23 protein-coding genes and 1 pseudogene are annotated in these 26,864 nt (G+C 71.0%); 14 read left to right on the top strand and 10 right to left on the bottom strand.

What is annotated here, in order from left to right; translation table 11 throughout:
• Positions 1-8: 8 nt before the first annotated feature.
• The 4 genes from ACIBW9_RS31750 to ACIBW9_RS31735 are packed head-to-tail and all read right to left on the bottom strand — an operon-like array spanning position 9 to position 7,279.
• Positions 9-1,763, bottom strand: a complete 1,755-nt coding sequence (locus tag ACIBW9_RS31750; protein WP_398960458.1) for an ABC transporter ATP-binding protein — start codon at positions 1,761-1,763, stop codon at positions 9-11.
• A complete protein-coding gene (locus ACIBW9_RS31745) occupies positions 1,760-3,556 on the bottom strand; it encodes an ABC transporter transmembrane domain-containing protein (protein WP_398960457.1) in 1,797 nt (598 codons plus the stop codon). The genes ACIBW9_RS31750 and ACIBW9_RS31745 overlap by 4 nt, the downstream gene beginning before the upstream one ends.
• Positions 3,557-3,578: 22 nt before the next feature.
• A complete protein-coding gene (locus ACIBW9_RS31740) occupies positions 3,579-5,438 on the bottom strand; it encodes an ABC transporter ATP-binding protein (RefSeq protein WP_398960456.1) in 1,860 nt (619 codons plus the stop codon).
• Entirely contained in the window at positions 5,435-7,279 is a 1,845-nt protein-coding gene (locus ACIBW9_RS31735; protein ID WP_398960455.1) for an ABC transporter ATP-binding protein, read from the bottom strand. Before ACIBW9_RS31735 ends, ACIBW9_RS31740 begins: the two co-directional genes overlap by 4 nt.
• Before the next feature lie 205 nt (positions 7,280-7,484).
• Here ACIBW9_RS31735 and ACIBW9_RS31730 point away from each other — a divergent pair, with 205 nt between their 5' ends.
• The 4 genes from ACIBW9_RS31730 to ACIBW9_RS31715 are packed head-to-tail and all read left to right on the top strand — an operon-like array spanning position 7,485 to position 11,082.
• Positions 7,485-8,411, top strand: coding sequence for an ABC transporter ATP-binding protein (locus ACIBW9_RS31730; protein WP_398960454.1), 927 nt, complete (start codon positions 7,485-7,487; stop codon positions 8,409-8,411).
• A complete protein-coding gene (locus ACIBW9_RS31725; protein WP_398960453.1) occupies positions 8,408-9,142 on the top strand; it encodes an ABC transporter permease in 735 nt (244 codons plus the stop codon). Before ACIBW9_RS31730 ends, ACIBW9_RS31725 begins: the two co-directional genes overlap by 4 nt.
• A 25-nt stretch (positions 9,143-9,167) precedes the next feature.
• The gene (locus ACIBW9_RS31720) at positions 9,168-10,436 is read left to right on the top strand and encodes a sensor histidine kinase (protein ID WP_398960452.1); all 1,269 of its coding nucleotides are present in this window, start codon (positions 9,168-9,170) and stop codon (positions 10,434-10,436) included.
• Positions 10,426-11,082 (top strand): response regulator, encoded by a 657-nt coding sequence (locus ACIBW9_RS31715; protein ID WP_398960451.1) that lies wholly within the window; start codon positions 10,426-10,428, stop codon positions 11,080-11,082. The genes ACIBW9_RS31720 and ACIBW9_RS31715 overlap by 11 nt, the downstream gene beginning before the upstream one ends.
• Here the strand turns inward: ACIBW9_RS31715 and ACIBW9_RS31710 are convergent.
• The 3 genes from ACIBW9_RS31710 to glgX all read right to left on the bottom strand — a co-directional run bounded on the left by ACIBW9_RS31710 (position 11,079) and on the right by glgX (position 15,219).
• Positions 11,079-12,503 carry a sulfatase gene (locus ACIBW9_RS31710; protein WP_398960450.1) on the bottom strand — a complete coding sequence of 475 codons (1,425 nt, stop codon included), beginning with the start codon at positions 12,501-12,503 and terminating at the stop codon, positions 11,079-11,081. The genes ACIBW9_RS31715 and ACIBW9_RS31710 overlap by 4 nt on opposite strands.
• An 83-nt stretch (positions 12,504-12,586) precedes the next feature.
• On the bottom strand, positions 12,587-12,682 hold the full coding sequence (locus ACIBW9_RS31705; RefSeq protein WP_351475743.1) for a putative leader peptide: 96 nt from the start codon (positions 12,680-12,682) through the stop codon (positions 12,587-12,589).
• A 293-nt stretch (positions 12,683-12,975) separates the two neighbouring features.
• A complete protein-coding gene (gene glgX, locus ACIBW9_RS31700; RefSeq protein WP_398960449.1) occupies positions 12,976-15,219 on the bottom strand; it encodes a glycogen debranching protein GlgX in 2,244 nt (747 codons plus the stop codon).
• Between the two features lie 274 nt (positions 15,220-15,493).
• Here glgX and ACIBW9_RS31695 point away from each other — a divergent pair, with 274 nt between their 5' ends.
• The 6 genes from ACIBW9_RS31695 to ACIBW9_RS31670 all read left to right on the top strand — a co-directional run bounded on the left by ACIBW9_RS31695 (position 15,494) and on the right by ACIBW9_RS31670 (position 21,913).
• Entirely contained in the window at positions 15,494-16,747 is a 1,254-nt protein-coding gene (locus ACIBW9_RS31695; RefSeq protein WP_398960448.1) for an Ig-like domain-containing protein, read from the top strand.
• A gap of 165 nt (positions 16,748-16,912) precedes the next feature.
• A complete protein-coding gene (locus ACIBW9_RS31690; RefSeq protein WP_398960447.1) occupies positions 16,913-18,157 on the top strand; it encodes an Ig-like domain-containing protein in 1,245 nt (414 codons plus the stop codon).
• Positions 18,158-18,233: 76 nt separating this feature from the next.
• Positions 18,234-19,001: an enoyl-CoA hydratase/isomerase family protein gene (locus tag ACIBW9_RS31685; RefSeq protein WP_398960446.1), complete on the top strand. Its 768-nt coding sequence runs from the start codon at positions 18,234-18,236 to the stop codon at positions 18,999-19,001.
• Positions 19,002-19,284: 283 nt separating this feature from the next.
• On the top strand, positions 19,285-19,788 hold the full coding sequence (locus tag ACIBW9_RS31680; protein ID WP_115905786.1) for an ATP-binding protein: 504 nt from the start codon (positions 19,285-19,287) through the stop codon (positions 19,786-19,788).
• A gap of 155 nt (positions 19,789-19,943) precedes the next feature.
• The gene (locus tag ACIBW9_RS31675) at positions 19,944-20,732 is read left to right on the top strand and encodes a polysaccharide deacetylase family protein (RefSeq protein WP_398960445.1); all 789 of its coding nucleotides are present in this window, start codon (positions 19,944-19,946) and stop codon (positions 20,730-20,732) included.
• Positions 20,732-21,913: a hypothetical protein gene (locus ACIBW9_RS31670; protein WP_398960444.1), complete on the top strand. Its 1,182-nt coding sequence runs from the start codon at positions 20,732-20,734 to the stop codon at positions 21,911-21,913. Before ACIBW9_RS31675 ends, ACIBW9_RS31670 begins: the two co-directional genes overlap by 1 nt.
• 26 nt (positions 21,914-21,939) lie before the next feature.
• Here ACIBW9_RS31670 and ACIBW9_RS31665 read toward each other — a convergent pair whose 3' ends face one another.
• Positions 21,940-22,581 (bottom strand): GNAT family N-acetyltransferase, encoded by a 642-nt coding sequence (locus tag ACIBW9_RS31665; RefSeq protein ID WP_398960443.1) that lies wholly within the window; start codon positions 22,579-22,581, stop codon positions 21,940-21,942.
• Between the two features lie 49 nt (positions 22,582-22,630).
• Here ACIBW9_RS31665 and ACIBW9_RS31660 point away from each other — a divergent pair, with 49 nt between their 5' ends.
• Positions 22,631-23,545 carry a MerR family transcriptional regulator gene (locus ACIBW9_RS31660; RefSeq protein ID WP_398960442.1) on the top strand — a complete coding sequence of 305 codons (915 nt, stop codon included), beginning with the start codon at positions 22,631-22,633 and terminating at the stop codon, positions 23,543-23,545.
• 58 nt (positions 23,546-23,603) lie between these two features.
• Positions 23,604-23,816 (top strand): EF-hand domain-containing protein, encoded by a 213-nt coding sequence (locus ACIBW9_RS31655; protein ID WP_099931408.1) that lies wholly within the window; start codon positions 23,604-23,606, stop codon positions 23,814-23,816.
• A 64-nt stretch (positions 23,817-23,880) separates the two neighbouring features.
• Here ACIBW9_RS31655 and ACIBW9_RS31650 read toward each other — a convergent pair.
• Positions 23,881-24,090 (bottom strand): annotated as a pseudogene (locus ACIBW9_RS31650) (helix-turn-helix transcriptional regulator); the annotation flags it as partial.
• Positions 24,091-24,125: 35 nt separating this feature from the next.
• Here ACIBW9_RS31650 and ACIBW9_RS31645 point away from each other — a divergent pair.
• Together ACIBW9_RS31645 and ACIBW9_RS31640 are read left to right on the top strand one after the other, a co-directional pair.
• The gene (locus ACIBW9_RS31645) at positions 24,126-24,887 is read left to right on the top strand and encodes a zinc-binding dehydrogenase (RefSeq protein WP_398960441.1); all 762 of its coding nucleotides are present in this window, start codon (positions 24,126-24,128) and stop codon (positions 24,885-24,887) included.
• 102 nt (positions 24,888-24,989) lie between these two features.
• Positions 24,990-25,652 (top strand): NADPH-dependent F420 reductase, encoded by a 663-nt coding sequence (locus tag ACIBW9_RS31640; protein ID WP_398960440.1) that lies wholly within the window; start codon positions 24,990-24,992, stop codon positions 25,650-25,652.
• Positions 25,653-25,669: 17 nt separating this feature from the next.
• On the opposite strand, the gene ACIBW9_RS31635 is transcribed toward ACIBW9_RS31640, so the two are convergent.
• Positions 25,670-26,227, bottom strand: a complete 558-nt coding sequence (locus ACIBW9_RS31635) for a glycoside hydrolase family 25 protein (protein ID WP_398960439.1) — start codon at positions 26,225-26,227, stop codon at positions 25,670-25,672.
• Between the last annotated feature and the right edge of the window lie 637 nt (positions 26,228-26,864).

Raw genomic sequence — 26,864 nt, 5'->3', positions numbered from 1 at the left:
ACTGCGTCCTACGACGGCTCGCCGTGCCAGGTGTGCCAGAGCGCCGCGTACGCCCCCTCCGCCACCACGAGCTCTTCGTGCGTGCCGAGTTCGGTGAGTCGGCCGTCCTCCATCACGGCCACCCGGTCCGCGTCGTGGGCGGTGTGCAGACGGTGGGCGATGGCGATGACCGTGCGGCCCTCGAGCACGGCCGCCAGGGCGCGCTCGGTGTGGCGGGCGGTCGTCGGGTCGAGGAGCGCGGTGGCCTCGTCGAGGATCAGGGTGTGCGGGTCGGCCAGGACCACGCGGGCGAGGGCGAGCTGCTGGGCCTGGGAGCCGTCGGCGCGGGTGCCCCCGTCCCCGAGTGGGGTGTCCAGTCCGTCCGGCAGTTCGCGCACCCACTCGTCGGCTCCCACCGCCGTCAGCGCCGCCCACAACTCCTCGTCCGTGGCGGCCGGTTCGGCGATCAGCAGGTTGTCGCGGACCGAGCCGAGGAACACATGGTGCTCCTGCGTGACCAGGACGACCTGGCGGCGCAGCTGCTCGGGGCCGAGGTCGACCACGGGCACCCCGCCGACGGTCACCGTCCCCTCGGTGGGCGCGTCGACACCCGCCAGCAGCCTGCTCAGCGTGGTCTTTCCGGCGCCCGAGGGGCCCACCACCGCCAGTCGCTCGCCGGGCCGCACGGTCAGGTCGACGCCGTGCAGCGCCTCGCCGCCGCGCTCGTAGGCGTACCGCACCCCGGCCACGTCGAAGCGGTCGTCCGCCGGGGTGGGCGCATCGGCCTGTTGTGCGCGGGGCGCCCGCGCCAGGCCCTCCACGCGGGCGAAGGAGGCGCTGCTGTTCTGCAGTTGCTCGACCCGCATCAGGATCTCGTCGAGGGGCCCGCTCAGCCGCTGCAGATACAGGGCCGCCGTCACGACCGCACCGAGACTGAGCGTGCCGCGCCCGAGCAGCACCCCGCCGACCAGCAGGACCGTGGAGACCGGAACCAGGTAGGAGACCTCCACCGCCGGGAAGAACACGGTGCGCAGGAACAGCGTGTACAGCCGGGTGCGCCGGGACGCCTCCAGCGCGTCCCGGCTCGCCGCGATCCGCCGCCGCTCCAGCCGCAGCGCCTCGACCGTGCGGGCGCCGGACGCGGTCGCCGCGAGGATCTCGGCGACCTCGGAGGTGGCGGCCCCCTCGGCGAGATAGCCGTCGCGGGCCCGGCGCAGATACCAGCGCAGCGCGCACCAGATGCCCACCAGACCGAGCAGACCGCACCCGCCGAGCAGCGGGTTCAGCCAGAACACCGCCCCGAGCAGGAACAGTGCCTGCACGCCGTTGATGAGCAGTTCGGGCCCGACGTCACGCAGCGTCGTGCCGACCGTGGCCACATCGGCCGTCCCGCGCGCCGTCAGATCACCGGTGCCGGCCCGCTCCACGACCGCCGCGGGCAGCGCGAGCGCCCGGTCGACGAACTCCTCGCGCACGCGGGCCAGCGTCCGCTCCCCGAAGCGGTGTCCCACATACCGCGCCCAGCGGGCGAGTACCAGCTGTGCCAGCGAGCACAGCAGGATCCACAGCGCCAGCCGGTCGACGGCGCCCACGCCGTGTCCGGCCCGCACCTCGTCGATGATCCAGCCGACCAGCCAGGGCCCGGCGAGACCGGCCCCGGCCGCCAGTGCGTTGAGTGCGAGCACGGTGGCGAAGGCGCGGGCGTCGGCCCGTACGAGGCGCACCACGGCGCGGCGTACGTCCTGCCGTTCGGCCACGGGGAGGTGGCCGGAGTTCGTCGTCATCGGACCGGCTCCTCGGCGTCCCGTGCGACCAGGGCGCGGTAGCCCGGCTCGGTGTCGAGCAGTTCGCGGTGCCCGCCGACGGCTGCCACCTTGCCGTCCACCAGGTAGTACACGGTGTCCGCCTGGTCCAGGACGAGCGGGGAGGTGGTGGTGACCAGGGTCGTACGGCCCTGCCGTGCCGCCCGCAGGCGTTGGGCCACCCGGGCCTCGGTGTGCGCGTCGAGCGCCGACGTCGGTTCCACGGCGAGCAGTACCTCGGGGTCGGCCGTGAGTGCTCTTGCCAGGCGGATGCGTTGTCTTTGGCCGCCGGAGAGGTTGCGGGCCTGGGGGTCCATCGCTGAGGCGAGGCCTCTGGGGAGGCCTTGGACGATGTCGTCTGCGACGGCTGCGTGCAGGGCCTTGGCGAGGTGCGCGTCATCGTCTGCCTCGGTATGCCGTATGGCGTCTGCGGGCGGTTTGTGGTCGCTCGCGCCACGCGGCGGAGCCGCATATTCACACAGCCCCGCGCCCCTGAAAGACGCGCCGCCCAGTACATCGCGCAGGGGGCCTGCGAAGAGGTCTGCTTCGTGGTCGGCGACCAAGATGTGCCGCCTGATCTGCTTCAGCTTGATCTCGTCGAGCGGTACGTCGCCCCAGGTTGCCCTCGACGGTGTGTACCGGCCCAGGCGGTCCACGACCGTTGCCGCGTCTGCCGGGCGGGCGCCGGCCAATGCGGTCAGCCGCCCGGGTCGTACCCGTACTCCCGACTCGGGATCGTGCAGCACCGCCGGTTCTGCGGGTGCGTCCCTCGTGCCGGTGTCGGCCAGTGGCTCCAGTTGGAGGAAGCGGACGACCCGGCGGGCCGAGACCAGGCCGCGGCTGATCTGGTAGCCGCATTCCACCCAGAACGCCACCGGGCCGACCAGGACGGCCACGTAGCCGTACACCGATACCAACTGGCCGATGGTGAGGGAACCTTGGGCGGCCAGGCGGGCCGCCAGCCAGGTGACCACCGCGAGGAACAGGGTCGGCAGTCCGATGCCGAGCGCCTGGACCCAGCTGGTGACCGCTCCGACCCGGTAGCCCTGGCGGCGCAGTCGCTGGGAGTCGTGGTGGAAGGCGTCCGCGAACAGACCCTTGCCGCCGAGGCCGTTGAGGACGCGCAGGCCGCCCGCGAGGTCGGCGATCCGGGCCGTGAGGACGCCCTGCCGGTTGCGGTACTCGGTCTCCGCGCCCTGCAGACGGGTCAGCAGCGGTCCGACGAGGACCACGATCAGGGGGATGCCGAGGAGTACGACGGCGGCGATCAGAGGCGAGACCGAGAGGAGCACGGCCGCGACCACCAGGTACGCGACCACCGCCCCAACCCCCGGGCCGACCACCGTCAACGACTGGCTGATCGTCTGCACGTCGCCGACCCCGATGGTGACGACCTCCCCGGCCCCCACCTGCCGCGGCAGCGCGGCGCCCAGCCGGACCGCCTGGCCGACGACCACCTTGACCGTGCGGAAGTTGGCGTCCATCCGCACCCGTGTCATCGTGCGGTGCCGCATGATGCTCAGCCAGGCGTTGAACGCCCCGACCGCGAAGAGCGCCACGGTCCAGCCCGCGAGGGCCGGGTAGTCACCGGGCTCCAGTCCGTCGTCGATCGCCCGGGAGAGGAGATACGGCGTGGCGGCCAGCAGCACCATCCACACGCTGCCCAGCACCGCCCCGGCGAGCGACCGGCCGGGCTGGCAGCGCACCAGCCACAGCAGATAGCGGGCGCCCCCGCGGCGGTCGGGCTCGCCCGGATCCTCGTACGCGTCGATCATGCTCCCCGATCCCTGCCGATCCCTACACCAGACTGTCCCGCCACGCCCGGTGCAGGTCCGCGAACCGTCCGGTGCCTTCGACGAGTTCGGCCGGGCGGCCGTCCTCCACGATCTTCCCGTGCTCCATGACCAGCACCCGGTCCGCGATCTCGACGGTCGACAGCCGGTGCGCGATGACCACGGCCGTTCGTCCGCGCAGGACCGTCAGCATCGCCCGCTGCACCGCCCGTTCGCCCGGGATGTCGAGCGAGCTGGTCGCCTCGTCGAGGATCAGCACGGCCGGGTCGGCGAGCAGCGCCCGGGCGAAGGCGACGAGCTGGCGCTGGCCCGCGGAGATACGGCCGCCGCGCTTGCGTACGTCCGTGTCGTACCCGTCGGGCAGGGCGCTGATGAACTCGTGCGCTCCGATCGCCTTCGCCGCCTGCTCGATCTGCTCGCGGGTGGCGTCCGGGCGGCCGATGGCGATGTTCTCGGCGACCGTGCCGGAGAACAGGAACGCCTCCTGCGTCACCATCACCACCCCGCGCCGCAGCTCGGGAACGGCGAGGTCGCGCAGGTCGACGCCGTCCAGCAGGACCCGGCCGTTCGAGGGGTCGTAGAAGCGGGCCAGCAGCTTGGCGAGGGTCGACTTGCCGGCGCCCGTCGAACCGACGACCGCCACCGTCTGCCCGGCGGGGATCGTCAGGTCGAAGACCGGCAGGACCTCGCCGCCGGTGCGGTAGCCGAAGCTGACGCCGTCGAAGACGACCTCGCGGCCCGGGTGCTCGCTCTCCAGTACCGGAAGTTCCACCGGAGCCGACGGCTCCGGCACGGACGGTGTCTGCGCGAGCAGCCCGGCGATCTTCTCCAGGGAGGCCGCCGCCGACTGGTACGAGTTCAGGAACATGCCCAGGCGGTCGATCGGGTCGTAGAGGCGCCGCAGATAGAGCACCGCGGCCGCCAGCACGCCCAGCTCCAGCGAGCCGCCCGCCACCCGGTAGGCGCCCCACAGCACGATCACCGCGACGGCCGTGTTGGCGACCAGCCGGGAGCCGACGACATAGCGGGCCATCTCCAGCATGGCGTCGCCGTTGATCCGTTCGTGCCGCCGGTTCAGCGTCAGGAAGTCGGCGTCGTTGGCGGCCTCGCGGCGGAACGCGCGCACCGGCCGGATGCCGTTCATGGTCTCGACGAACTTGACGATGACGGCCGCGGTGGCGGTGGACCGCACCCGGTACACCCGTACCGCGCGCCGCTGGTAGAGGCGTACCAGCAGGTACAGCGGCACGAAGGACGCCACCGCGACGGCGCCGAGCTCCAGGTCCAGCCAGAGCAGCATGGCCGAGATGTAGACGAAGGACAGGATGACCGTGATGAGTTCCTGCAAGCCCTCGTTGAGCAGCTCCCGCAGCGACTCCACGTCCGCCGTGGACCGGGAGATCAGGCGGCCGCTCGTGTAACGCTCGTGGAAGTCGATGCTCAGCGCCTGCGCATGCCGGAAGATACGGCCGCGCAGATCGAGCAGCACGTCCTGGCTGACCCGGGCGGAGGCGATGATGAACGCGTACTGCAGTCCGCCGGAGACCAGCGCGCACAGCAGATAGCCCGCGGCCACCGCGAGCAGCGGGCCGTGGTCGTGGTCCCGGAACGCCGGTACGGCCTTGTCGATCGCGTACGCCACCAGCAGCGGGGCCGCCTGCACCGCCGCCTGCTGGAGCAGCAGCAGGAGCGTGGTGACGGCGACACGGGACTTCATGGGGGCGAGCAGGGAGCGCAGCAGGCCGGCGGTGGCGCCCGGGGGAGTGGGCAGGACGTCCCGGTCGAAGGGGTCTTTGGCGTCCTTGGGGCGGGGGAGGTCCGGCTCGTCGTCCGCCGTGGGGACGGAGGTGGTGGGGGCGGTCATCGCTCGTCCTCCGCTTCTGAGGTCCCGGACATCAGATGGGCGTACTCGGCGTTCGTGCGCAGCAGTTCGTGATGCGTGCCGACGGCGGCGATCCGGCCGCCGGACAGCAGCGCGACCCGGTCGGCGAGCAGGACCGTGGACGGGCGGTGCGCCACGATGAGCGCCGTGGTGTCCGCGAGGACGTCCCGCAGGGCGGCCTCGACCGCCGCCTCGGTGTGCACGTCGAGAGCGGACAGGGGGTCGTCCAGGACGAGGAACCTCGGTCTGCCCACGACGGCCCGCGCCAGCGCCAGCCGCTGCCGCTGCCCGCCGGAGAGGCTGAGGCCCTGCTCACCGACCTGGGTGTCGGTGCCCTGGGGCAGCGCATGCGCGAACTCGGCCTGCGCGACGGCGAGCGCGCGGTTCAGCTCGGCGTCGCCCGCGCCGTCCCGGGCACCCATGAGCACGTTGTCCCCGACGGTCGCGGAGAAGAGCGTGGGTTCCTCGAAGGCGACGGCGACGAGGGCGCGCAGTTCCTCGCGGGACATGGCGGTGATGTCCTCGCCGTCCAACGTGATCCGCCCGTCGGTCACTTCGTGCAGGCGAGGGACGAGAGCGGTGAGCGTGGTCTTGCCACTGCCCGTGGCTCCTACGAGCGCCATGGACTCGCCGGGCCGGATGTGCAGGTCGATGCGGTCGAGGACGGGAGGGGAGTCGGAAGGGGCGTCGGGATAACGGAACCGCACGTTGTGGAACCGGAGGCCGCGCAACTCGGCGGTGCGAGGTGCCGCTCTCTGTGGGTCGGGTGCCGCCCCAGCGGCACGAATGCCCGCAGCTACGGCGGACCCGTCCTCCGGCGCCTCATCCATCACCTCGAAGTACCGCTCGGTCGCCGTCGCCGCCTCCTGGCTCATGGCCAGCAGAAACCCGATGGAATCCACCGGCCACCGCAGCGCAAGCGCCGTCGACAGAAACGCCACCAACGTCCCCGCCGACAGCGACCCGTCCGCAACCTGCACAACCCCCAGCACCAACGCCGCCCCAATGGCCACCTCCGGCAGCGTCACGATGACACCCCAGATCGTGGCGAGCAGCCGAGCCTTCCGCAGCTCCGTCCCCCGCAGCGTCCGGGTCAGTTCCCGGAACGCCCGTGCCTGGCTGCGGTGGCGCCCGAACCCCTTGATGATGCGGATGCCGAGCACGCTCTCCTCGACGACGGTCGTCAGATCGCCGACCTGGTCCTGCGCGAGCCGCGCCACGTCGGCGTACCGCTTCTCGAAGATCACGCAGGTGACCATCACGGGGACGGCCGGCCCCAGGATCACCAGCCCGAGCGTCCAGTCCTGCAGCAGCATGATCACCACGCCGACGAGGATCGTTACCCCGTTGACCAGCAGGAACGTCATCGGAAAGGCGAGGAACATGCGCAGCAGCATCAGGTCCGTCGTGCCGCGCGAGAGCAACTGGCCCGAGGCCCAGCGGTCGTGGAAGGCGACCGGCAGCCGCTGCAGATGCCGGTACAGATCCGCCCGCATCCCCGCCTCGATGCCCGCGAGCGGCCGCGCCACCAGCCACCGCCGCAGCCCGAACAGCAGCGCCTCACCGAGCCCGAGGAGCAGCAGGTACAGCGCGCCGAGCCACACGCCCGCCGGGTCCCGGTCGGCGACCGGCCCGTCCACCATCCACTTCAGTACGAGCGGGATCACAAGGCCCGTACAGGAGGCGAGCACGGCGACGAACGCGGCGGTGAACAGCCGCGCCCGCACGGGCCGTACGTACGGCCACAGGCGCAGCAGGGTGCGTACGGCCGATCGGTGTGTGGGGTTGCCGGGGTCCTTGGTGGTTGCACGTGTCGAGGGCATCGTCTGTGAGCCTACGGATCGGCACTGACAACGCCCACCGAGTTTTGGCCGGACCTGGCTCGGCCCCTGGTCCTACGACCTGCGCGTTCGAGGGGTCGTACAACAGATCCGGAGGGGTCGTAGGGCGGCATCGACCGATCGGTTGATGCCGCTTCGAGCGTGACGGCCGATGTGGCGGCGGGGCGCTTCCCGCGAATCTGATGCCATGTCCGTCATCGAAGTCACCGAACTGCGCAAGTCCTACGGCGGCCGGACCGTCGTCGACGGCGTCTCCTTCGCCGTCGAGGAGGGCGAGATCTTCGGGATCCTCGGCCCGAACGGCGCCGGCAAGACCACCACTGTCGAGTGCGTCGAGGGACTGCGCGTCCCCGACGCGGGCCGGGTCCGTGTCACCGGCCTCGACCCCGTCGCCGACCACGCGCGCGTGGCCCGCGTCCTGGGCGCCCAGCTGCAGCAGAGCGAACTGCAGCCCAAGCTCACCGTCCGCGAGGCGCTGGAGCTGTACGCCTCCTTCTACCCCGACCCGCTCGACTGGGCGCCGCTCGCCGAACGCCTCGGCCTGACCGCCAAGCTGACCACCCGCTTCGGCAAGCTCTCCGGCGGCCAGAAGCAGCGCCTGTTCATCGCGCTGGCCCTGATCGGCAACCCGCGGGTGGTGGTCCTGGACGAGCTCACGACCGGCCTGGACCCGCGGGCCCGCCGGGACACCTGGGCGCTGATCGAGGACGTCAGGGCCAGCGGTGTGACGGTTCTCCTCGTCACCCACTTCATGGAGGAGGCGCAGCGCCTGTGCGACCGGATCGCCGTGATCGACAAGGGCAGGGTGGCCGCACTGGACACCCCGGCCGGGCTCATCCGGCGCTCGGCGGGGGCCACCGTCATCAGCTTCACCCCGTCCGCCCCGCTGGACGACCGTGACCTCGCAGCCCTGCCCGCGCTCGCGTCCGTGGAGCACAAGGACGGCCGTATCACCCTCTCCGGCACGGACGAGACGGTCAACGCGGTCATCACCCTCCTCGCCCGCCACCACATCACCGCCCACCAGCTGCGTGTCGTGGACGCCACGCTCGACGACGCGTTCCTCGACCTGACCCAGACTGACGACACCGACACCAAGGACGCCGCGGCATGAGCACCGCCGTGCTGAAGACGGAGGTCCGGCTCTTCCGTCGCGAACCGGGAGCCATCTTCTGGATCCTGCTCTTCCCGACCCTGCTGCTGGTGATCCTCGGTTCCATCCCGTCCTTCCGGGACCACCAGGCCGACCTCGGCGGTCTGCGCACCATCGACGTCTACGTCCCGGTCGCCGTGCTGCTCGGCATGATCGTCGGCGGTCTGCAGTCGATGCCGCAGACCCTCACCGGTTACCGGGAGCGGGGCATCCTGCGCCGGATGGCCACCACTCCGGTCCGGCCGGGCGCCCTGCTGTCCGCGCAGATGGTGGTGTACGGCGCTGCCGCCCTGGTGTCCGCGCTGCTCGCCCTCGCGGTCGGGCGCCTCGCCTTCGCCGTACGACTGCCGAAACAGCCCTTCGGATACGTCCTCGCCCTGCTGCTGGCCGTCCTGGCCGCCCTCGCTCTCGGATCGGTGGTGGCTGCCCTGTCCCGTACGACGAAGATCGCGGGCGCGATCGGGTCGGCGGTGTTCTTCCCGTCGATGTTCTGCGCGGGCGTGTGGCTGCCGACGCAGGCCATGCCGCATCTGATGGCCCGTATCGTCGGGTACACGCCGTTCGGAGCCGCCGCGCAGGCCCTGAACCGGGCGGCGGCCGGGCACTGGCCGGGCTGGGCGCACCTGGGCGTGCTGGCGATGTGGATCCTGCTGCTCACGGGGGCGGCGAGCCGCTGGTTCCGCTGGGAGTAGGCGGCCGGCCGTGCACACTGAGGACATGACCGTGGTGGACAGCCAGATCGACCGGCGCTGGGACCAACTGCACACCTGGGGGCCGTACGGGCTGCTTCTGATCGGTCTGGTCCCCGCGCTCGCGACCGCCGACCCGCATGCCTCCGCGGCCAAGTGGTACACCGCCTGGTCCCTGTTCGGCGCCGCGGTCGCGCTCCAACTGTCGTGGCACAGCCTCCGGGTGCGCAGGCCGGGCCGCGGCCGTACGCCGTCCCGGACCGGGGCGGCGTACTACGTCGTCCGCTGGGCCCTCGCCTTCGTCCTCACCTGGATCAACCCGTTCTTCGCCTTCTACGCCGCCGCCGGTTACATGGACGCCGACGAGACGATCCCGGGCAGGCGGTGGCAGCGGCTCGGGCTGCTCGCGAGCGCGGTCACCGTGGCCGGCGCGCAGGCGGGCGGGATGCCGTTCGGGAGCGGAGTGCAGTGGGCCGTCTTCGCCGCGCTCCTGGTCGCCAACTCGGGTCTGCAGATGGTGGTCGCCCATCTCACCGAGCAGGAGATGCAGCGGGCCCGAGAACGCACCGCGACCATCGCCGAACTCGAACGCACCAACGCCGCCCTGCAGCAGGCGCTCGATGAGAACGCCGCCCTCCACGCCCAACTCCTCGTGCAGGCAAGGGAAGCGGGGGTGGCAGATGAACGGCGGCGGCTCGCGGCCGAGATCCACGACACCATCGCCCAGGGATTGACCGGCATCATCGCGCAGTTGCAGGTCGTCGCGGGCACGCCCGACAGGGAGCAGGCCCGCGAGCACCTGGACCGCGCCATGGACCTGGCCCGGCACAGCCTCGGCGAGGCCCGCCGCTCCGTGCACAACCTGGCCCCGGTGGAACTGGCGGACGCCGGACTGCCCGAGGCGCTGAAGAAGACGGTCGTCGCATGGGGCGAACGGACAGGCGTGCGCGCGGAGTTCACCGTCACCGGCACGGCGGAACAGCTCCACGAGGAGGTCTCGGCCACCCTTTTGCGCATCGCCCAGGAGGCCCTGTCGAACGCGGCCCGCCACGCCCGCGCCTCCCGCCTCGGCGTCACCCTCTCCTTCCTGGGCGACGAGGTGATCCTCGACATCCGCGACGACGGCACCGGCTTCGACCCCCTCGCGCTCCGGGTCCGCACCGGCTCCGGAGGCTTCGGCCTCGACGGCATGCGGGCGCGCGCCGAACGCATCGCGGGCTCGCTGACCGTCGAGACGGAACCGGGCCACGGCACGGCACTGTCGGCTCGCGTACCGTTGGTCCGCCATGACAGCTGACCCGACCGGCACCCCGCCGATCTCCCTGCTGATCGTCGACGACCATCCCGTCGTACGCGACGGTCTGCGCGGCATGTTCGACTCTGCCCCCGGGTTCACCGTCCTCGGCGAGGCCTCGAACGGCGTCGAGGCGCTCGAGCGGTCCGCGGCCCTCGACCCCGACGTGATCCTCATGGACCTGCGGATGCCGGGCGGCGGAGGAGTGGACGCGATCGCGGAGCTGACCCGGCGCGGGGCCCGGGCCAAGGTCCTCGTCCTGACGACGTACGACACCGACTCGGACACCCTGCCCGCGATCGAGGCGGGCGCGACCGGCTATCTGCTGAAGGACGCCCCGCGCGACGAGCTGTTCACCGCCGTCCGCGCGGCGGCGGAGGGCCGCACGGTGCTGTCCCCCGCCGTCGCCTCCCGCCTGGTCTCCGCGGTCCGCACCCCGAGGCCACCCGGGAACGAGGCCCTCTCCGCCCGCGAGCGCGAGGTCCTCGCCCTGGTCGCCAAGGGCACCTCCAACCGCGAGATCGCCCGCGAACTGTTCATCAGCGAGGCGACCGTGAAGACCCATCTCACCCATCTGTACGGCAAGTTGGGCGTCAAGGACCGGGCGGCTGCGGTGGCGACGGCGTACGAGCGGGGGATCCTCGGCTAGCTCGGCTGCTGCGGATAGGGGAGCAGACTGGAGGCGGTCTTCTCCCAGGACGCCTTGAGTTCCGCGAGCAACTCCGGCTTGTCGGGTGCCAGGTCGGCCTGCTCGCGCAGGTCGGCGCCGAGGTCGTAGAGATGGTCCTTGCCGGTGGAGTCCTGGTAGTACTTCCAGTTCCCGCGCCTGAGCGCCCGGTTGGCGCGCACCCGCCAGAACAGGTCGCGCTCCGGGAGCGCTTCGCCCCGCAGCAGGTATCCGGCCAGGCTCGTGCCGTCCAGCGGGTAGGCCGGGTCGGGGCGGGCGCCCGCCACCTCCAGGAAGGTCGCCGTCCAGTCGGGGGAGAAGTTCGGCTCGTGGCTGACCTGGTGGCCGTCGATGCGGTGTGGCCAGCGCACGATGGTCGGCACCCGGATGCCGCCCTCCTGCAGCACGAACTTCTCGCCGCTCAGCGGCCACAGGTACGACCAGCGCTCACCGCCGTTGTCGCTGGCGAAGTACACCAGGGTGTGCTCCTCCTGCCCCGAGCGGCGCAGCGCGGCGAGCACCTCGCCGACGGCCGCGTCCAGGCTCTGCACCATCTCCGTGTACTTGGCGACCGAGCCGCCGTCGTAGTGGTTGAGGGCGTTGCTGACCTCCGCCTGGCTCTTCGCGGCCCGTATCTTCGCCGCGATCTCGGCGCCGGTCTCCTCGTCGTCCTCCGCCAGCCAGGGCCAGTGCGGGGTGGTGAAGTTGAGGTTGAGCAGCCAGGGCCTGTCGTGCTCGCGGCTGACGTACTCGACGGCCCGCTCGGTCAGGACGTTCGTGTAGTACCGCAGGTCCTGGTACTCGGCGTCGCCCTCGTAGAGGTCGTAGTCGCCGAGTTGTCCGAGCTTGGAGAAGTACTCCAGCACGCCCCCGTGGTTGCCGAAGAACTCGTCCCAGCCGGACTTGGTCGGGCTGTAGTCGGGCAGCCAGCCGCAGTGCCATTTGCCGATCAGGGCTGTGGAGTAGCCGGCCTTCTTCAGGAGGGAGGCCAGGGTGGGGTGGTTCGGGTCAAGCCCCTGCGTCCTGTTCGCGATCGGCTCGGCGAGCCCGCCCTTCGTACGGCCGGGATAGCGCCCGGTGTACAGGCTGAACCGGGTCGGGGAGCAGGTCGCGGAGCCGGAGTAGGCGTCCGTGAAGCGCACTCCCTGCCGGGCCAGCCGGTCCAGGTTCGGCGTCTTGATGTGGGGGGCGCCGTAGGAGGACAGGTCGGCCCAGCCGAGATCGTCGCCGAGGATGACCAGCAGGTTGGGGCGCTTTCCGGCCGTGGAGGCCGTGCGGGCCCGGAACGGGCGCTCGGCGGGGGCGGCTTCGGCGGCGCTCGCGGCGCCTGCGGAACCGGCGACGGCGGTCACGGCACCGCCGCCGACGAGACCACCGAAGGCACGACGGGATATTTCAGACATAGTTAATCCCAGGGATCGGCGCACCCTGCAACACGGCACGCGAGGTGAGGGGGAGAGGGAAAGAAAGGGGAGGGTGCTGCGGCTCAGCGACAGATGGCGCTGGACTGCCGGCACAGATCCACGTGGCGTCGCTCCACGAGCGCGACGCGCGCGCGGCGGTGGTCAGCGGACAGCCTCATGACCACGGACGGTGCCAGCGAGGCGGTTGAGCCGTCAAGGACGTGTTCGCACTGTGGAACACGGTCCGCCGGGTTGGCCGGGTGCCCACTCCCCGAGTTGGCGCTCGACCAGCCGACAGGCGGCGGGCGGCGGGCGGCGCGGGCAGGGGCGGCCGCCGGCCTGTGTCCGGTGCTCCCGGCTCGGGCGCCTCGACGAACACCTGTGCACCCCCGGTCAGTCCGCGGACCGTGTCCCGCCAGTCGGCGGTCGGCGGATCCCCGCGCGCCGCGCCGGGCAGCGGCGGCGACGTCGCTCAGCCGACCCGCAGCAACAGCACCGCGCGCGCCGGCACCGTGATCGCCGTCCCGGCCCGGTGCACCACCCCGGGGGCCTCCCCCTGTGCCTCCCTCGACGTGTCGACGACCACCTCGTACTGCTCGGCCCACGGCGGCCCCGGCAACACGAAGCTCACCGGGCGGTCACCGGCGTGCAGGACGGCCAGGAAGCTGTCGTCGAGGATCGGGTCGCCGCGCTCGTCACGGCCCGGTATGTCCCGCCCGGACAGATACATGCCGAGCGTGGCGGCGGGCGCGTACCAGTCCCGTTCCGTCATCTCCGTGCCGCGCGCGGTGAACCAGGCCAGGTCGCGCAGACCGTCGGCGGAGTGCGCCCGCCCCGAGAAGAAGGCCCGGCGGCGCAGCACGGGGTGCCGGTGCCGCAGCTCGATGAGCCGGGCCGTGAGGTCGAACAGGGCCTTCCAGCCCGGCTCCTCCAGCAGCCCCCAGTCCAGCCAGCTGATCTCGTTGTCCTGGCAGTAGGCGTTGTTGTTGCCGCGCTGGGTGCGTCCGAGCTCGTCGCCGGCCACCAGCATCGGCACGCCCGTCGACAGCAGCAGGGTCGTCAGCAGGTTGCGCAGTTGCCGCCGCCTGAGCCCCCGTACCCGCTCGTCGGCCGTCTCCCCCTCCGCCCCGCAGTTCCATGACCGGTTGTCGTTCGAACCGTCCCGGTTGCCCTCGCCGTTGGCCTCGTTGTGCTTGCGCTCGTACGACACCAGGTCGCGCAGGGTGAAGCCGTCGTGCGCGGTGATGAAGTTGACCGACGCGTACGGCCGGCGGCCGCCCCACGCATACAGGTCGCTCGACCCCGACAGCCGGTACCCGAGATCCCGTACGTCCGGCAGCGCGCCCCGCCAGAAGTCCCGTACGGCATTGCGGTACCGGTCGTTCCACTCCGTCCACAGCGGCGGGAAGGCCCCCACCTGATAGCCGCCGGACCCGACGTCCCACGGCTCGGCGATCAGCTTCACCCGCCGCAGCACCGGGTCCTGCGCGATGACCGCGAGGAACGGCGACAGCATGTCCACGTCGTGCATGGACCGGGCGAGGGCCGCGGCCAGATCGAAGCGGAAGCCGTCGACGCCCATCTCCGTCACCCAGTAGCGGAGGGAATCAGTGATCAGGCGCAGCACATGGGGCTGGACCACATGGAGCGTGTTGCCGCAGCCCGTGTAGTCGGCGTAGCGCCGGGCGTCCGACTGGAGCCGGTAGTACCCCCGGTTGTCGATCCCCTTCAGCGACAGCGTCGGGCCGAGCTCGCCGGCCTCCGCCGTGTGGTTGTAGACCACGTCGAGGATGACCTCGATGCCCGCCGCGTGCAGGGCGCGGACCATCCGCTTGAACTCGCCGACCTGCTGGCCCGTCGTACCGGATGCGGCGTACGCGGCGTGCGGGGCGAAGTAGCCGATCGAGTTGTAGCCCCAGTAGTTCTTCAGACCGCGGCGCAGCAGATGGTCCTCGTGCGCGAACTGGTGGACGGGCAGCAGCTCGACAGCGGTGACCCCCAGCTTGACGAGGTGCTCGACGGCGGCCGGGTGCGCCAACCCGGCATAAGTGCCGCGCAGTTCCTCCGGGATCCCCGGATGCAGCCTGGTGAACCCCCTCACGTGCAGCTCGTAGATGACCGAGTCCGCCCAGGGGGTCTTCGGGCGGCGGTCGTCGGCCCAGTCGTCGTCATCGTGGACCACGACACCCTTGGGGACGTACGGGGCCGAGTCCCGGTCGTCGCGCACGGTGTCCGCGACCTGCTGCTGCGGCCAGTCGCGTACGTGCCCGTACACCTCCGGCGGCAGGCTGAAGTCGCCGTCCACCGCGCGCGCGTACGGGTCGAGGAGCAGCTTCGCCGGGTTCCAGCGTCCGCCGGTCCACGGGTCCCAGCGGCCGTGCACCCGGTAGCCGTAGCGCTGCCCGGGCATCACACCCGGCACGAAGCCGTGCCAGATCTCGTGCGTCAGCTCGGTCAGCCGGGCGCGGGTCTCCTTGCCGGCCTCGTCGAACAGGCACAGCTCCACCGCCTCCGCCCCGCCCGCCCACAGCGCGAAGTTGGTGCCCGCGACCCCGTCCGGGCCGACCCGGAACCTGGATCCCAGCGGCATCGGCGCACCCGGACGCACGGGCACGCCCGGCACCTTGCGGGACGCGCCGTTGACCACGCCGGACGGGCGTTCACCCTCTTCGGCGCGCCCCTCGGCCACCGCCTCCTGCTCGGCTGCGCTGGACACCAGTCCGCCTCCCACGGCTCACGGAACGACCCCCCAGAAGAGCACCCGGCGTCCCGGCCACGGCTCCCCGTCGCGTCGTCCTCCCCACTGTTCTGCCCAGAGCATGGCGGACGAAGTCTCATCCGGTTCGGCAGCGCCCTTTCAGAGGGGCGGGGCTGTGACAACAGAGGCTCCGCCGCGGGGAGCAACCCGTTCCGACGACACCACAGACGAAAGCGGACGAAAGCGGACCTCGCGGCACAACCCGCGGAGCGCCCGCGTCGTTGGGCACGCCGTGAGGCAGAGGCATGCACAAGGACGCGCGCGACGCGCAGGGGCCGCGCTGGCCGCCGTACTGACATGGGCAGGACTGCTGGCCGGAGCGACCGGCTGCACTTCGCAGCAGGCGGGCCGCAGTGACATCGGCGAAGTCTTCGGCAAGGCACCCGCACCCGAGGACGTCATCCGGATCTCCCCGGACGACAACAGCAAGGGCGTCCGCCCCGGCCGCAGGCTCCGGGTGGGTGTGGACAGCGGCCGCCTGGAGTCGGTGAAGGTCGTCAAGTCGCAGGACGCACAGGACTCCGAGGTGCCCGGCCGCATCTCCGAGGACGGCCTGCGCTGGGAACCCGACGAGACCCGGCTCGCGCTGGCCGCCAAGTACACCGTCGACGCGGTGGCCCTGGACGGCCACGGCCGTAGGTCCGCACGGCACGCGACCTTCACCACCTTCGTCCCCGACGAGCGGTTCATCGGCTACGTCACCCCGGAGAACCGTTCCACGGTCGGCACCGGAATGATCGTCTCCCTGGAGTTCAACCGGGAGATCGAGCACCGTGCGGCCGTCGAGCGGGCCATCCACGTCACCGCGCGACCGCCGGTCGAGATCCGCCCGCACTGGTTCGGCAAGGACCGCCTCGACTTCCGCCCCCAGCGGTACTGGAAACCCGGCACCCAGGTGACCGTCTCGCTCCGCCTGCGCGACGTCGAGGGCGCGCCCGGCGTCTACGGGCTGCAGTACAAGACGTTCTCCTTCACCGTCGGCCGCAGCCAGATCTCCGTGGTCGACGCGGCCGCGCACACCATGCAGGTGCGGCGGGACGGCGCGCTCCTCGCCACCGTGCCGATCACGGCCGGGGCGCCCAAGCACACCACCTACAACGGGAAGATGGTGGTGATGGAGATGCTCGAGCTGACCCGTATGAACGGCGCCACGGTCGGCTTCAAGAAGCGCAACGGCAAGGGCGAGTACGACATCCCGGACGTCCCGCACGCCCTGCGCCTCACCGACTCCGGCACCTTCCTGCACGGCAACTACTGGGCGCCGAACGCCCCCGGCCATGTCAACGTCAGCCACGGCTGCGTCGGGCTCATGGACGTCAAGGGCGGCAGCTCCGACACCCCGGCCGGCTGGTTCTTCGACCGCAGCCTCGTCGGGGACGTCGTCCAGGTCGTCCACAGCAATGACAAAAAGGTCGCTCCCGACAACGGCCTCGGAGGGTGGAACATGGGCTGGAAGGCATGGAAGGCGGGCAGCGCGGTCAAGTAACCCGAAGGGGGACGGGGCTTGCGGCGGGTCCATGGTCAAAGTTGCGACGGAACGGTGACATTCAGCTGACACGATCCCCAAAACCTTGCAGTTAATATGCGCCAATGCGCGCGGCGGGACGCGCCGGGGTGCGGGCCCGACCAGGGCCGGCGAGGGGAGAACAACTTGAACGTGCGGCCGATATCGGGGGCGTCGGTTGACGCGCGCAGGCGTGGGGGCAAGGGGCGGCTGGCGCTCATGTCCGGGGTGCTGCTGCTGGCCGTCACCGCGTGCGGAGGGGGCGGGTCCGGTTCTGGATCCGGTTCCGGCGACGGCAAGGGCAAGGGCGCGGACGCTGCGCAGACCAAGCAGTCGGTGGCCGTCGTCACCATCGCCCCCAAGGACGGCGCGAAGTCCGTCGAGACCAGCGGCGTCCTCAAGGTCAGCGCGAGCAAGGGCAAGCTGACCGAGGTCGAGGTCAAGGACGCCAAGGGCTCGGAGATATCCGGGAAGATCACCGCCGACGGCTCCGGCTGGACGCCGTCCACCCATCTGGCCGCGTCCACCAAGTACTCGGTGCACGCGGTCGCGAAGGACTCCGAGGGGCGTGAGGCGGCCGAGGACTCCAGCTTCACCACGCTCACCCCGAAGAACACCTTCATCGGCACCTTCACCCCCGAGGACGGCTCCACCGTCGGTGTCGGGATGCCGTTCTCCGTCCGCTTCACCCGGGGCATCACCCACCCCGAGGACGTCAAGAAGGCCATCACCATCAAGACCGAACCGGCCGTCGACGTCGAGGGCCACTGGTTCGGCAACGACCGCCTCGACTTCCGCCCGGAGCACTACTGGAAGTCCGGTACGAAGGTCACGGTGAGCCTGAACCTCGACGGCGTCGAGGGGCGGCCCGGCGTCTACGGCAAGCAGGACAAGACGGTGAAGTTCACCATCGGCCGCAACCAGGTCTCCATCGTGGACGCCAAGACCCACCAGATGAAGGTCACCCAGGACGGCAAGGTCGTCAAGACCATCCCGGTCACCACCGGAAAGCCGGGCTACGACACCTGGAACGGCCAGATGGTGATCAGCGAGAAGCTCCGGGTGACCCGCATGAACAGCGAGACGGTCAACCTCGGCAAGGAGTACGACATCAAGGACGTCCCGGACGCGATGCGGCTGACCGACTCCGGCACCTTCCTGCACGGCAACTACTGGTCCGGCGACGCCTTCGGCAACTACAACGCCAGCCACGGCTGCATCGGCCTGCGGGATGTGCGGGGCGGCTACGACCGGGGGCTGCCGGCCGGCTGGATGTACGACCACTCCATCCTCGGTGACGTGGTGATCGTCAAGCACGCCCACGACGACACCGTCTCCCCGGACAACGGGCTCAACGGCTGGAACATGTCGTGGGAGCAGTGGAAGTCGTGAACGTGTGTTGATGCACGGCCCCGGTGTGAGCGATCGCACCGGGGCCGTTGTCGTTAGTGCCCGTTAACCTGCCCTCATGACCGTGAATCTCGAAGTCGCCGAGGGCGTCGGCACGATCCGCCTCGACCGCCCGCCGATGAACGCGCTGGACGTCGCCACCCAGGACCGGCTCAAGGAACTGGCCGAGGAGGCGACCCGGCGTGACGACGTACGGGCCGTGATCGTGTACGGCGGGGAGAAGGTGTTCGCGGCGGGTGCGGACATCAAGGAGATGCAGAACATGGACCACACGGCGATGGTCCTGCGCGCCCGCGCCCTGCAGGACTCGTTCACCGCGGTGGCCCGCATCCCCAAGCCGGTGGTGGCCGCGATCACGGGCTATGCGCTCGGCGGCGGCTGCGAGTTGGCGCTCTGCGCGGACTACCGGATCGCGGCCGAGAACGCCAAGCTGGGCCAGCCGGAGATCCTGCTGGGCCTGATCCCGGGCGCCGGCGGCACCCAGCGGCTGTCCCGGCTGATCGGCCCGTCGAAGGCGAAGGACCTGATCTTCACCGGCCGGATGGTCAAGGCGGACGAGGCGCTGACGCTGGGTCTGGTCGACCGGGTGGTGCCCGCCGAGGAGGTCTACACCGCCGCGCACCAGTGGGCGGCGAAGCTGGCGCAGGGGCCGGCGATCGCGCTGCGGGCCGCGAAGGAGTCCGTCGACACCGGCCTGGAGACGGACATCGAGACGGGCCTCGCCGTCGAACGGAACTGGTTCGCGGGCCTGTTCGCGACGGAGGACCGTGAGCGCGGGATGCGCAGCTTCGTGGAGGAGGGGCCGGGCAAGGCGAAGTTCGTCTGAGTTCCGACGAAGTACCTCTGAACCCCTTGCAATTGACGCGCTGTCTGATCCGGGTCCCTCGATGGGGCGGTTTATGGGAGCCTTAAGGCAACCTTAAGTCTGCCTTGTCGAGGGAGACCGTCGATTGCCTCCAGGAGAGCCTTCAGCGCAGGTCAGGCAGGCTGTGGAAGCCTCTGAACTGCCCGTGGCATATGTCAACCGGCCCATTCGGAACAATGTATTCCGGGGGGCGTATTCCTCAGGAACGACCCCGGAGGGCGCTCTGGGCGGCCATGATGGGGGCATGGCGGGGCTGGAGGGCATCGAACAGCCGCGGGGACACGGCCGTGCGACGGCGGCGCGCTGGTCGCCCGCGGTGGAGGACGAACGGGCGCTCAAGGCGCTCGAGTTGTTCGGCAACCCGACCGAGGCGGAGGTCCCGCTGCCGTCCCGCCCGGAGTCCGCCGCCACCGCCCGCCGGCTCACCCAGGTCGTGGTCCTGCGCCAGTGGGGCCTGACGCCCAAGATGACGGAGGACGCCGTCCTGCTCGTCTCCGAACTCGTCGGCAACGCGGTCCGCCACACCGGCGCCCGGGTCTTCGGCCTTCGCATGCGCCGCCGCCGGGGCTGGATCCGCATCGAGGTCCGCGACCCCTCCCGGGGCCTGCCGTGTCTGATGCCGGTACAGGAGACGGACATCAGCGGCCGGGGCCTGTTCCTGGTCGACAAGCTCTCCGACCGCTGGGGCGTCGACCTTCTGCCGCGCGGCAAGACGACCTGGTTCGAGATGAGGGTCGCTGACCGCTGAGCGTCCCTGGGGGCTGCGCTCCCGGATCCACTCTTCGGCCTGACGGCCTCGTCCTCACACGCCGGTGGACCGGCGTTCTCCTGGCGCGACCCGAAGAATGTCCCCCGATCGGGTCAATCGGCCCTTTTCTTACCCTTCCCCTCTTAAATGGTGCGGTGACCTCGACCGACCGCCGGACGGCGCTCCGCACGGGTGCCGGCCTCCTTGCCGCAGGCGCCCTCACCGCAGGGTGCGCCCCGAACGGCGCCGGCACGCACCCCCCTTCATCGGCGCACCCCTCGTCCACCCCGTCCACCCCGTCCCCCACGTCATCCGCCGCCCCCGCCCCCCGCCGCCTCCCCGGCCGACCCGCCCAGCTCACCCACGGCCCCCGCACCCACCCCCGGGTCGCCCTCACCTTCCACGGCCAGGGGGACCCCGCCATCGCCCGCTCCCTCCTCACCGAGGCCGAGAAGCGCGGTGCCCGCCTCACCGTCCTGGCCGTGGGCAGCTGGCTCGACCAGTACCCGGACATGGCGCGCCGCATCCTCGACGGCGGCCACGACCTCGGCAACCACACCCAGCGCCATCTGGCCGTCAACACCATGCCGGAGTCCGACGCCCGCAGCGAGATCACCGCCTGCGCCGACCGCCTGGAGCACCTCACCGGCTCCATCGGCACCTGGTTCCGCCCCTCCCGCGCGCCCCTCGCGTCCCCGCTGGTCCTGCGCCTTGCCCGCGGCGCCGGCTATCCGCACGTCCTGTCGTACGACGTCGACTCCCTCGACTACACCCGGCCCGGTGCCGATGCCGTCCAGCGCAAGGTCCTCGACGAGGTCCGGGGCGGCTCCGTGGTGAGCATGCACTTCGGGTACCCGGACACGGTCGCTGCCCTCCCCGTCGTACTGGAAGAACTCGCCCACCGCGGCCTGGCCGCGGTGACCACCACGGAGTTGTTCAGCTGATGAACCCCACCCGGCTCACCCGCGCCCTGATCGCGACCGCCGCCCTCGCCTCGCTCACCGCCCTCGCCGCCTGCACCGGCGCCTCCCACCACGAGGACGAGGCCCTTGGCAAGAAGGCCGCCGTCGCCCCGCCGAAGAAGGCCGCCGTGCAGGGCCTGGCCGGGATGCCGCCCGTCCTCGACCCGCGCGACGTGTACGCGGCCGACCGCCCGAACCACCTCTCCCCGGTGGTGAAGGACTTCCCGTCCCGCGTCTACGTCCCCAACACCAACTCCGACACCGTGTCCGTCATCGACCCGAAGACGTACAAGGTCATCGAGACGATCCCGGTCGGCAGACAGCCCCAGCACGTGGTGCCCTCCTGGGACATGAAGACCCTGTGGGTCAACAACGACCGCGGCAACACCCTCACCCCCATCGACCCGAGGACGGGGAAGGCGGGCAAGGCCGTCGACGTGCACGACCCGTACAACCTCTACTTCACGCCGAACGGCAAGTACGCGATCGTCATGGCCTCCCTCGACCGCGAACTCGTCTTCCGTGACGCGCACACCATGAAGCGCGAGAAGACCGTGCCGGTGAGCTGCTACGGCGTCAACCACGCCGACTTCTCCCTCGACGGCCGCTACTTCATCGTCTCCTGCGAGTTCAGCGGCGAACTGCTCAAGGTCGACACGGCGAGGATGAAGGTGATCGGGCAGGAGAAGCTGCCCTTCCAGGGCGCGATGCCGCAGGACGTCAAGATCTCGCCGGACGGCAAGAGGTTCTACATCGCCGACATGATGGCCGACGGTGTGTGGATCCTGGACGGTGACAAGTTCACCAAGCCCACCCTGCTGCCCACCGGCCAGGGTGCCCACGGCCTCTACGTCAGCCGCGACTCGCGTGAGATGTACATCTCCAACCGCGGCGAAGGCACCATCTCCCTCTTCGACTTCGCACAGAACAGGCTCACCAAGAAGTGGCACCTGCCGGACGGCGGCAGCCCCGACATGGGCGGCGTCTCGGCGGACGGCAAGGTCCTGTGGCTGTCGGGGCGCTACAACTCCGAGGTGTACGCCATCGACACCCGCACCGGCGCCCAGCTGGCCCGCATCAAGGTCGGCAGCGGCCCGCACGGCCTCGCGGTGTACCCGCAGCCGGGCCGCTACTCGCTCGGCCACACGGGCATCTTCCGCTGAGGCCTCGCGCGGCAGTACATCATCGGCTACCCGGCCCTGGCACTGAGCAGCAGGGCTTCCGAGCCCACGGGCCGGTAGCCCGCCGCCTGGAACGTCCGCATGCTGCGGGCGTTCCCCGGCGAGACCTGCGCCCAGAGCGGCTCCGTGGCCAGATGGCGGGCCGCCGTCACCATGGCCCGGCCCAGTCCCCGGTGCCGCACCCCTTCGTCGACCTCCACGGAGACCTCGAGGCGCCCGGCGACCCCGCGCCCCAGCACCAGCACACCGCCGTCCGCCTCCCAGGCGCGCACCTCGTCGCGCCGCCGGCGGGCGTACACGATCCGAGGGTGATCACCGTCCTCGATCTCGGTCAGCGAGAGCGGCGGCCGCCCCGGCAGCGGGGAGCCGACGAGCATCGCGTCGATGGTCTCCGACGTACGGCCCGTCCGCTCGATGAAGGCCGCCAGGAACAGCGGGTTCATCGTCGCCGCGAGCGCGTCGCACCGCGTGGCGGCCAGGGTGTCGTACACCCACCGCGGGTCCTCGTCCGTGAAGACGACCGAGTGGGCGGTGAAGGAGAGCACGCCCGCGTCCCGGTCACAGGCCTGCGGGAGGACGGTCGTACGGCCGTCGGCGGGCGGGAAGACACCGCACGCGGCCGCGTCGAGAATGTCCCGCAGAGTCTCCATCGCCCCGCTCCTTGAGTCTCCACCCACTGGAAGGCCCAGACTCACACACATGATCGATGACAGCACCGGACTTTCCACCATCGGTGAGCTGGCGCGGTCCACCGGCCTGACCGTGCGCACCATCCGCTACTGGTCCGACGAGGGCGTCCTTACCCCCGTGACCCGCTCCTCGGGCGGCTACCGGCTCTATGACGCCGAGTCCGCCGCACGCCTGGAGCTGATCCGCACCCTGCGTGAGCTGGGCCTCGGCCTGGACGACGTACGCAAGGTGCTGGACGGGGAGCGGACGGTCGCTCAGGTCGCCGCGGCGCACGTGGTCGCGCTGGACGCGCAGATCCGCTCGTTGAAGGTGACCCGTGCGGTGCTGTCGACCGTGGCGCGACGCGGCTCGACCGCGGAGGAGATGACCCTGATGAACAAATTGGCGCGGCTGTCGGCAGCCGAGCGGGCCCGGATCGTCGAGGACTTCACGACGGAGATCTTCGACGGGCTCGACACGGCCGACCCCGACATCCGCAAGCGGATGCGGTTCGCCCCGGCGGACCTGCCGGACGAGCCGACCCCCGAGCAGGTGGACGCCTGGGTGGAGCTCGCCGAGATGATGCAGGACCCCGAATTCCGCACCCTGATGCGCAGGATGATCGAGTTCAACGCGGCGGACCGCGGCCCGGACGTGCCCGCGGGGACCTCGCTGTGGTTCATGAGCCGCCTGGTGCAACTCGCGGTTCAGGCCCGGGAGCGGGGCATCGCCCCCGAGGCGCCCGAGGCCGAGGAGCTCCTGCACGGGCTGCTCGGCGACGCGGACCCCGCCGAGGTGCTCAAGCGGCTGGAGGCGGGTTCCAACGTCCGCGTGGCCCGCTACCGCCGATTGTGGGCGGTCGTGGCGGGGCTCGGGCCGCAGGCGGCGTACGAGCCGGAGTTCGCCTGGGTGGTCGCCGCACTGAAGGCCCGCGTGGCCAGCTAATCTGACCTGCGTCAACACGACGGCAAGACACGCAGTCACGGAGAAAAGGGGCGGATCGGTGGCCGACATCGAAGCAGCGCGCAAGGAGTTCCAGCGGATCGACACCGACGGCGACGGGTTCATCACCGCCGCGGAGTTCAAGACCGCCCTCGCGCAGGAGGGCGACTGGAACGTCACCGAGTCGGTCGCCGAGGTGATCATCAAGACCCGTGACCTGAACGGCGACAAGGTGCTGTCCTTCGACGAGTTCTGGGCGTACCTGAACAAGTAGGGCGTACCGGGGGTGCCCGTCCGCACGGCGGACGGGCACTCCTTCGTCATGCCGCGGGCCGGGCTCAGGACACCTGCCTCCGGTACTGCCCCGGCGCCACCCCGAACTCCCGCTTGAACGCCTTGGCGAAGGCGAACTCCGAGGTGTAGCCCGCTCGTTGGGCGATCTGGCGCAGGGGGAGGTCCTCCTCGCGCAGGAGGCGGCCCGCGGTCGTCATGCGCCACCAGGTGAGGTAGGCCAGCGGCGGTGCGCCGACCAGTGTGGTGAAGCGCCGAGGCCGCCGGCGTCGTCGAGGCGGTCGGCGAGGGGGTGACCGAACTGGCCGTCGGCGCCCCGGTGCTGACCGGCCCCGGCATCGAGATGAGCGCGCAGGGCGTGTACGCCGAGCGGGTCGTCCTGCCCGAGACCGCGGTCCTGCGCCGCCCCGCCTCCGTCGACGCCGTCACCGGCGCCGCGGCCTGGCTGACGTACACGACCGCGTACGGCGCCCTGCTGGAGACCGCAGGGCTCAGGCCCGGTGACCATGTGCTGATCACCGGCGCGTCCAGCGGTGTCGGCACCGCGGCGATCCAGGTCGCCCGCCGCATCGGTGCGATCCCGCTCGCCACCACCCGCACCGAGGAGAAACGGGAACGGCTGCTGGAGCTCGGCGCGGCCGAGGTGATCGTCACCGGCGGATCGGCGCCCGAGACCGTGGCCAAGGAGGTCAAACGGCTCACCGGGGGCAACGGCGCCGAAGTGATCTTCGACGCGATCGGCGGCCCCGGCTTCGGCGCGCTGGGCGAGGCCCTGGCGCCGGGCGGCTCCCTGGTCGTCTACGGCTGGCTGGACACCCGCCCGGCCGAGATCCCCCGGAACTGGCCCTTCACCCTCCACGCCTACGCCAACCTGATCCTCACCAACACACCCGCCGGCCGCCGCCGTTCGACCTCCTTCCTCAACGCAGGCCTCGCCGACGGCGGGTTCCGCCCGGTGGTCGGCGAGGTGCTCGACGGGCTCGACCGCATCCAGGACGCCCACCGCCTGATGGAGTCCAACCGGCACACGGGCAAGATCGTCGTACGGGTCTGAGGGCCCTCACCCGTTCGGCCGCAGCGACGGAATAGGCCGCCGATGTCCGAGGTTGACGCGACCCGGACCTGTGCACGTGCATCCTCCAGGGAAGGGCCTGTCATGAAGATCGGCATCATCGGCGCGGGCAACATCGGCGGCAACCTCACCCGGCGGCTCACCGCCCTCGGCCACGACGTCTCCGTCGCCAACTCCCGCGGTCCCCACACGCTCACCGAGCTGGCCGAGGAGACCGGCGCGACCCCGGTGCCCGTTCAGGAGGCGGCGCGCGGCGCGGAGGTCGTGGTGATCACGATCCCCGTCAAGGCGATCCCGGACCTGCCGGCGGGCATCCTGGACGGCGCGGCCGAGAACGTCGCCGTGATCGACACCGGCAACTACTACCCCCGGCAGCGGGACGGCAGGATCGCGGCGATCGAGGACGAGGGCCTCACGGAGAGCGCCTGGACGGCACAGCAGATCGGCCACACCGTCATCAAGGCGTTCAACGGCACCTACGCCCAGGACATCCTGGAGCGCCCGCGTCCCGCGGGCGACCCCGACCGGCAGGCGCTCCCGGTCGCGGGCGACGACGAGGCCGCGAAGCGCGTGGTCAGGAACCTGATCGACGAACTCGGCTTCGACACGGTCGACACGGGCACCCTCGCCGACTCCTGGCGCCAGCAGCCGGGCACACCCGTCTACGGCCTGCGCGCGGGCGTGGACGAAGTGACCAAGGCGCTGGCGGAGGCATCCCCGGAACGCCCGGCGGACTTCAGGGCGTGACGGCGGGCGGGTCGCCGTCACCCACTGGCGGCCCACTCCTTCAGTGCGGCCTTGTCGGCGAAGTTCGCCACGTCCTTGTCGTGCGGCTCGCTGGTGTACTGGTGGAAGCGCCACTTGGCCTTGATGCGGGGCTTGCCCGCCGTGACGTAGTCGGCGATCCAGAGGCCGTCGCCGGCGTAGGAGGTGGTGTCGACGTTGAGCCAGAAATCGCGGTTGGTGTAGAGGATGACCCGGTGGTTCGGCCGTAGCGCCTTCACCTTGCGGAGGAACGAGTCCTTCTCCGCATTGCTCGCGTGCGTTCCCTCGCTGGTCCGCTCCCAGTCCACGGCGAGGATGTCGCCCGCCTTCGAGGGGGCGTGCTCGACGAAGTACTCCGCCTGGGCCTGGAGATGGCCCGGCCACAGGAAGTGGTAGAAGCCGACGACGAGGCCGGCCTCGCGACCGTGTCGCGCCTGGGCGCTGACTCTCGGGTTGATGTACGAGCGGCCCTCCGTCGCCTTGATGAAGGCGAAGGAGAGGCCGTCCGTGCTGTACGAGGAGGACTGGTAGGCGCTCACGTCGATACCGCGCAGCATGGAGGACTCCCTGAAGTGCTGGTGGGGGGACGGCGGTTGATTCATCCCCAGATTTGCACGGGCGATCCGTTCCGGATATGGAAACGACGGGCAAAGCGTCAACTCCGGTCGGCAAAGTGGAGTTCAGCAAACGGGCCGGGCACTGTTGATCAACGGCGGCGCTCACGCACAGCCCAGCCGTCTGCACCGAGGGGCGTCCCGTCCGCCCCCTGTCACAGACTGCTCGGCGACGCCGTACGCGCGAGAGCCCGGTTGCACTGGCGCACCGACTTCGGCTGGGGACGGCCTGCGATCACCGCGGACGCCATGGCCCGCCCAGATGCCCGTCCCTGACGGATGACTGCCGCCGACTGCACGGCCGAACTCGGGAAGGGCGAGTCCACACCGCTGGCGGGACCGCCCCTGGCCGGCCGCCTGGGACCCCGAACTGGCCTGTGTCATGGAGGAGTCGGGTAGAACGGCCATGGAGGAAAGTCTCCTGTCCGCGCTTCTGTCCTACCTCACCCGTACCTGAGCCGGCGAGTCCTGCCCGTGGTTGGCCGTAGGCGCACTGTCGGCCGACCTGGAAGCGGCACTAGGCTGGCCGACGAGGCCCGAGCCCCCGGCAGCAGCTCAATCGCTCTGTTCCAGGGAGGCG

The sequence above is a fragment of the Streptomyces sp. NPDC049541 genome (genome assembly GCF_044465725.1).
Classification (GTDB): Bacteria; Actinomycetota; Actinomycetes; order Streptomycetales; family Streptomycetaceae; genus Streptomyces.
This window is presented reverse-complemented; position numbering and strand designations above follow the sequence as displayed.

Bases quoted from the DNA above. Each gene is read 5' to 3' on its own strand.
- ACIBW9_RS31715 (WP_398960451.1), top strand. From the start codon at position 10,426: ATGACAGCTGACCCGACCGGCACCCCGCCGATCTCCCTGCTGATCGTC.
- ACIBW9_RS31735 (WP_398960455.1), bottom strand. From the start codon at position 7,279: ATGCCCTCGACACGTGCAACCACCAAGGACCCCGGCAACCCCACACAC.
- ACIBW9_RS31705 (WP_351475743.1), bottom strand. From the start codon at position 12,682: ATGAGGCTGTCCGCTGACCACCGCCGCGCGCGCGTCGCGCTCGTGGAG.
- ACIBW9_RS31745 (WP_398960457.1), bottom strand. From the start codon at position 3,556: ATGATCGACGCGTACGAGGATCCGGGCGAGCCCGACCGCCGCGGGGGC.
- ACIBW9_RS31640 (WP_398960440.1), top strand. From the start codon at position 24,990: ATGAAGATCGGCATCATCGGCGCGGGCAACATCGGCGGCAACCTCACC.
- ACIBW9_RS31660 (WP_398960442.1), top strand. From the start codon at position 22,631: ATGATCGATGACAGCACCGGACTTTCCACCATCGGTGAGCTGGCGCGG.
- ACIBW9_RS31750 (WP_398960458.1), bottom strand. From the start codon at position 1,763: ATGACGACGAACTCCGGCCACCTCCCCGTGGCCGAACGGCAGGACGTA.
- ACIBW9_RS31635 (WP_398960439.1), bottom strand. From the start codon at position 26,227: ATGCTGCGCGGTATCGACGTGAGCGCCTACCAGTCCTCCTCGTACAGC.
- ACIBW9_RS31710 (WP_398960450.1), bottom strand. From the start codon at position 12,503: ATGTCTGAAATATCCCGTCGTGCCTTCGGTGGTCTCGTCGGCGGCGGT.
- ACIBW9_RS31730 (WP_398960454.1), top strand. From the start codon at position 7,485: ATGTCCGTCATCGAAGTCACCGAACTGCGCAAGTCCTACGGCGGCCGG.
- ACIBW9_RS31740 (WP_398960456.1), bottom strand. From the start codon at position 5,438: ATGACCGCCCCCACCACCTCCGTCCCCACGGCGGACGACGAGCCGGAC.
- ACIBW9_RS31685 (WP_398960446.1), top strand. From the start codon at position 18,234: ATGACCGTGAATCTCGAAGTCGCCGAGGGCGTCGGCACGATCCGCCTC.
- ACIBW9_RS31720 (WP_398960452.1), top strand. From the start codon at position 9,168: ATGACCGTGGTGGACAGCCAGATCGACCGGCGCTGGGACCAACTGCAC.
- ACIBW9_RS31680 (WP_115905786.1), top strand. From the start codon at position 19,285: ATGGCGGGGCTGGAGGGCATCGAACAGCCGCGGGGACACGGCCGTGCG.
- ACIBW9_RS31665 (WP_398960443.1), bottom strand. From the start codon at position 22,581: ATGGAGACTCTGCGGGACATTCTCGACGCGGCCGCGTGCGGTGTCTTC.
- ACIBW9_RS31670 (WP_398960444.1), top strand. From the start codon at position 20,732: ATGAACCCCACCCGGCTCACCCGCGCCCTGATCGCGACCGCCGCCCTC.
- ACIBW9_RS31725 (WP_398960453.1), top strand. From the start codon at position 8,408: ATGAGCACCGCCGTGCTGAAGACGGAGGTCCGGCTCTTCCGTCGCGAA.